Source organism: Lutibacter sp. (assembly GCF_041596795.1).
GTDB lineage: Bacteria > Bacteroidota > Bacteroidia > Flavobacteriales > Flavobacteriaceae > Lutibacter.
The window spans coordinates 1-5,482 of the sequence record NZ_JBFHHX010000181.1; the positions used below are offsets into that span (position 1 = coordinate 1).

General features: G+C 29.5%; 6 protein-coding genes. 4 read left to right on the forward strand and 2 right to left on the reverse strand.

What is annotated here, in order from left to right:
* The coding region (rlmN, locus tag ABY298_RS14610) for a 23S rRNA (adenine(2503)-C(2))-methyltransferase RlmN (protein WP_372746791.1) at positions 1-943 on the forward strand (943 nt) is incomplete at its 5' end.
* A 37-nt stretch (positions 944-980) separates the two neighbouring features.
* Positions 981-1,958: a polyprenyl synthetase family protein gene (locus tag ABY298_RS14615; RefSeq protein WP_372746792.1), complete on the forward strand. Its 978-nt coding sequence runs from the start codon at positions 981-983 to the stop codon at positions 1,956-1,958.
* On the opposite strand, the gene ABY298_RS14620 is transcribed toward ABY298_RS14615, so the two are convergent.
* Positions 1,959-3,470 carry a GH3 auxin-responsive promoter family protein gene (locus tag ABY298_RS14620; RefSeq protein ID WP_372746793.1) on the reverse strand — a complete coding sequence of 504 codons (1,512 nt, stop codon included), beginning with the start codon at positions 3,468-3,470 and terminating at the stop codon, positions 1,959-1,961.
* A 46-nt stretch (positions 3,471-3,516) separates the two neighbouring features.
* Here ABY298_RS14620 and ABY298_RS14625 point away from each other — a divergent pair, with 46 nt between their 5' ends.
* Entirely contained in the window at positions 3,517-4,314 is a 798-nt protein-coding gene (locus ABY298_RS14625; protein ID WP_372746796.1) for a DUF2797 domain-containing protein, read from the forward strand.
* Between the two features lie 45 nt (positions 4,315-4,359).
* On the opposite strand, the gene ABY298_RS14630 is transcribed toward ABY298_RS14625, so the two are convergent.
* The gene (locus tag ABY298_RS14630) at positions 4,360-5,052 is read right to left on the reverse strand and encodes a queuosine precursor transporter (RefSeq protein WP_372746794.1); all 693 of its coding nucleotides are present in this window, start codon (positions 5,050-5,052) and stop codon (positions 4,360-4,362) included.
* Positions 5,053-5,128: 76 nt separating this feature from the next.
* Between ABY298_RS14630 and ABY298_RS14635 the strand changes: the two genes are divergently transcribed.
* The coding region (locus ABY298_RS14635) for an ACP S-malonyltransferase (RefSeq protein ID WP_372746795.1) at positions 5,129-5,482 on the forward strand (354 nt) is incomplete at its 3' end.

Genomic DNA, 5,482 nt, shown 5'->3' on the forward strand with positions numbered 1-5,482 from the left:
CGAATGGTTATGGAGTAAAAGCGCACATTCTTTTGAAGCAATGACTAACATTTCTTTAGAAACACGTGAAATGCTAGAAAACAATTTTGTAATTAATCATATAAAAGTAGATCATATGCAACGCAGTTCTGATGGAACTGTGAAAAATGCTGTAAAACTGCACGATGGATTAATAGTAGAATCGGTTTTAATTCCAACAGAATCCAGAACAACAGCTTGTGTTTCTAGTCAGGTTGGTTGTAGTTTAGACTGTAGTTTTTGTGCAACGGCACGATTAAAGAAAATGCGAAATTTAAATCCTGATGAAATTTTTGATCAGGTTGCGGCAATAAATCAAGAAAGTTTATTGTACTACAATCATAAATTATCTAACATTGTTTTTATGGGAATGGGAGAACCATTAATGAATTATAACAATGTATTAAAAGCTATAGAAAAAATTACATCGCCAGAAGGTTTGGGAATTTCGCCAAGAAGAATTACAGTTTCAACCTCTGGATTGCCAAAAATGATAAAAAAGTTAGCCGATGATGAGGTTAAATTTAATTTAGCAGTTTCTTTGCACTCAGCAATAGATGAGGTGCGTTCAGAAATTATGCCTTTTAGCAAAGCTTTTCCTTTAAAAGATTTAAAAGAATCTTTAGAGTATTGGTACGAAAAAACAGAAAGCCGAGTAACCTACGAATATGTTGTTTGGAAAGGTATAAACGATAGTAAAGAGGCAATAAATGCTTTGGTAAAATTTTGTAAACATGTTCCTTGTAAAGTTAATTTAATAGAATACAATCCTATTGATGATGGTAATTTTCAACAGGCTAATCAACAAGCAATTAGTGATTATATAAGTATTTTAGAAATGAATGATATTATTGTGAATGTTAGACGAAGTAGAGGTAAAGATATTGATGCTGCTTGTGGGCAGTTAGCAAATAAAAAAAGCTAGAGTTTATCTAGCTTTTTTTATTATTTTTGTGAAGCTTATGAAGGCAATAGAATTAATTAAACAACCTATTCTTGAAGAAATGGAACTCTTTGAAAGTAAATTCAGAGAGTCTATGGTTTCTAACGTACCTTTATTAAATAGAATTACTCAATATATTGTTAGAAGAAAAGGAAAACAAATGCGTCCTATGTTTGTTTTTTTAGTTGCAAAAATGGTTTCTAACGGTAAATTTGAAGAAAGAACCTATAGAGGCGCTTCTATAATTGAGTTAATTCATACAGCAACCTTGGTGCACGATGATGTTGTTGATGATAGTAATAGAAGACGAGGATTTTTCTCTATAAACGCCTTGTGGAAAAATAAAATTGCTGTTCTAGTAGGCGATTTTTTATTGTCAAAAGGATTATTATTATCTATTGATAATGATGATTTTGATATGTTAAAACTCATATCTATAGCTGTTAGAGAAATGAGTGAAGGCGAATTACTTCAAATAGAAAAAGCAAGACGATTAGATATTACTGAAGAAGTTTATTTTGAAATTATTCGTCAGAAAACAGCTACATTAATTGCTGCCTGTTGCGGAATTGGTGCTGCTTCTGTTGGAAGTTCAAAAGACGAAATTGATAAAATGCGTTTGTTTGGTGAATTGATAGGAGTTGCTTTTCAAATTAAAGATGATTTATTTGATTATTCTGATGACAAAATTGGAAAACCTACAGGTATAGATATTAAAGAGCAAAAAATGACTTTGCCTTTAATTTATACAATAAATAATTGTAGTGCCGATGAGAAAAAATGGCTTATCAATTCTGTTAAAAAGTACAATAAAGATAAAAAACGCGTAAAAGAAGTGATTGCTTTTGTAAAGCAAAAAGGCGGAATGGAATATACTATTCAAAAAATGAAAGAATACCATTCTAAAGCATTAGAGATTTTAGAAACGTATCCAGATTCTTCTTATAAAACATCGCTTTTAACAATGGTTAATTATGTTATTGAGCGAAAAATATAATTAATTTAAGCTCAATAATTCCTCTAAATGGTTTCTAGAATTAGATAATCTTGGTATTTTATGTTGTCCTCCTAATTTTCCTTGTTTTTTTAGCCAATCGTAAAATAATTCATTTCGGGCAATATTTATTTTGGGCATTGCCAATGTTAAATTATTATAGCGTTTTGCTTCGTAATCAGAATTATTTGCCTTTAACGCATTGTCTAATAATTCGGTAAAATAATTGATGTTTTTTGGCAGTCTTTTAAATTCAATTAGCCATTCATGACCTCCGGTTTTATTTTCAGTCATAAAAATAGGAGCTACAGTAAATTCAGAAACTTCAGCGCCCGTTTTTACACAGGCTTGTTTTAGGGCATTTTCAGCGTTTTCAATAATTAATTCTTCGCCAAATACATTAATAAAATGCTTAGTTCTTCCTGTAATTCTAATTCGGTAAGGTTCTAAACAAGTAAACTTTACAGTATCGCCAATTAAATAACGCCATAAACCGCCATTTGTAGTAATTACAATTGCATAATTTACATTTAATTGAACTTTAGATAATGGAATGGCAACAGAATTTTCATCATTAAATGCATCCATCGGAATAAATTCATAAAATATTCCGTAATCTAACATCAACAATAAATCTAACGAATGATTTACATCTTGAATAGCAAAAAATCCTTCAGAAGCGTTGTAAGTTTCAAAATATTTAAAATCCTTTTTAGGAATTATCTTTTTAAATTGTTCTCTGTAGGGATTAAAATTTACACCACCGTGAAAATAGACTTCAAGGTTTGGCCAAACTTCTAAAATATTATTTTTACCTGTTTTTTCTAATACTCTGTTTAATAAAACCAACATCCAAGAAGGTACACCTACTAAGCTAGTTATATCTTCATCAATGGTTTCATTTACAATTGCTGTCATTTTAGTTTCCCACTCACTCATTAAAGCAGTTTCTTGTTTTGGAGCACTGCTAAAATCTGCCCAAAAAGGCATATTTTCAATTATAATTGCCGATAAATCTCCAAAATAGGTATTGTTATCTTCATACACAGCGCTGCTTCCGCCTAAACGTAATCCTTTTCCAGTAAATAGTTGAGCTTCTGGGTTGTTGTTTATATAAAGGCAAAGCATATCTTTTCCTGCTTTAAAATGGCAATCTTCTAAAGCTTCTTCACTCACCGGAATATATTTGCTTTTGGCATTGGTGGTTCCGCTAGATTTTGCAAACCATTTAATAGGTGTTGGCCAAAACACATTTTGTTCTCCTTTTCTGGTTCTGTCAATTAAAGGTTCAAAAGATTCGTAGGTTTGTATAGGAACTTTATTGGCAAACTCTTGATAGCTTTTTATTGTTTCAAATTTATATTTTAACCCAATTTCGGTATCTTTTGCCTTATATAATAATTTAAAAAGTAGTTCATTTTGAACATCAATTGGGTATTTTATAAATAATTCCATTTGGTGTTTACGTTTTTTTAAAAACCATGAAATTATTGAATTTACTATTGGGAATGGCATCTTTAATTAAGTATCTTTAGCGAGTTAAATTTAATAAAATTTTATGATGCAATACCAAACTGTTTTAAAAAAAATGATGACTGAATTAAATAGTGAAGTTAACTACTATTTAGAAGTGGAAAATGACTTTTTAAATTTAAATCAGTTATTAAATAAAGAGATTGAAATTAGTTTTGAAGGTTATGAGTGTTTGTGTTGTGGATTAAATAAAAAAATATTTAGACAAGGTTTTTGTTACGATTGTTTTTATAGCAGCGCTCAGGTTGGTGACTGGATTATGAAACCAGAATTAAGTACTGCTCATTTAAATATTGAAGATAGAGATTTAGATTATGAAAAAAGCGTACAATTACAACCTCATATTGTTTATTTGGCTTTATCAAGTGATGTAAAAGTTGGAGTAACGCGTAAATCTCAAATTCCTACACGTTGGATAGATCAAGGTGCATCAAAAGCAATAGAAATTGTTGAAGTTCCTAATAGATATTTAGCCGGAATTACAGAGGTTGCTTTAAAAAACCATGTTTCGGATAAAACAAGTTGGCAAAAAATGTTGAAAAATGATGTTATGGATGTTGATTTAATTGAAGAACGTGAAAAATTAAAACAATATATTCCTGAAGAAGCCCAGCCTTATTTTTTGCAGAATAATGGAAAAGTAACGGAAATTAATTATCCTGTTTTACAGTATCCGACTAAACTAAAATCGTTAAATTTAGAAAAAACACCTCTTTTTAAAGGAAAGCTTATTGGTGTAAAAGGTCAATATTTAATTTTTGATGATTTTACTGTTTTTAATGTAAGAAATAGTGAAGGTTATAAAGTAATTATAACTATCAATTAAAAAGCTACTTTTTAGAATTTTTAAGTAGTATTTTATAATTGCTTGTTATTCAATTAATTTTATTTCTTCGCCAACCTTTAAATTAAATCGTGTTCTAAACAAATACACTAAAAAGTATAAAATTGGTGTGTCTAATATTGCAATTATAATTTTAAATAAAAAACCACTAATTAGCAGCGTTGTAAACAAATTCCAAGGCAATACTTTAAATATGCAAAGCAATGTTATAACTGTTAATGTATCAATAAATTGAGAAGAGAAAGTAGAAAAATTGTTGCGTAACCATAAGTGTTTTCCTTTTGTTTTTTTCTTCCAAAAATGATATATTTTAATATCTACAAATTGTGCAAATAAATAAGCCAGCATAGAGGCTAAAACGGCAATTGGAGACAATCCAAAAACCTTAGTAAAAGTCTCATTATCAATAGGAGATTTTTCAATTGCGGGTACGTAATTAGCTAAAAGAATAATTCCCATAGAAAACAACGAAGCAAAAATTCCGGCAATTACAACTTGATTAGCCTTCTTTTTCCCATAAATTTCTGAAATTATATCAGTAATTAAAAAAGTAATTGGGTAGGGTAAAATTCCAACAGATAATTCAAAATTAAATAAGTTAAAAGGATTCCAATAAAAGAATTTTTGAAAAATTAAGTTAGAGGCAACTAAGGCAGCTATAAACATAGACCCCAAAATTAAATATATAGTAAAAGCTTCAGATTTTTTTTGGTAATTCATTGGATAGCGTATTAGCACGAATATAGTAAATATTTCGTATTTTTGCATTTTCGAATTATTAATGAAATTTAAATAGATGAAAGCATATATTTTCCCTGGTCAAGGAGCACAATTTACAGGAATGGGTTTAGACTTATACGAAAACTCACCTTTAGCACAGAAATTATTTGAACAAGCCAATGCAATTTTAGGTTTTTCAATTACTGATATTATGTTTGAAGGTACTGCAGAGGAGCTAAAACAAACAAAGGTTACGCAACCAGCAATATTTTTACATTCTGTTATATTGGCAAAAACATTAGGTGATAGTTTTAAACCAGAAATGGTTGCAGGGCATTCTTTAGGTGAACTTTCTGCATTAGTTGCAAATGGTGTTTTAACTTTTGAAGACGGATTAAAATTAGTATCAAAAAGAGCTTTAGCAATGCAA

What these genes read in the sequence shown, in the direction of transcription:
- ABY298_RS14615 (WP_372746792.1), top strand. Translation starts at nt 981, where the DNA reads ATGAAGGCAATAGAATTAATTAAACAACCTATTCTTGAAGAAATGGAA.
- ABY298_RS14620 (WP_372746793.1), bottom strand. Translation starts at nt 3,470, where the DNA reads ATGCCATTCCCAATAGTAAATTCAATAATTTCATGGTTTTTAAAAAAA.
- ABY298_RS14625 (WP_372746796.1), top strand. Translation starts at nt 3,517, where the DNA reads ATGCAATACCAAACTGTTTTAAAAAAAATGATGACTGAATTAAATAGT.
- ABY298_RS14630 (WP_372746794.1), bottom strand. Translation starts at nt 5,052, where the DNA reads ATGAATTACCAAAAAAAATCTGAAGCTTTTACTATATATTTAATTTTG.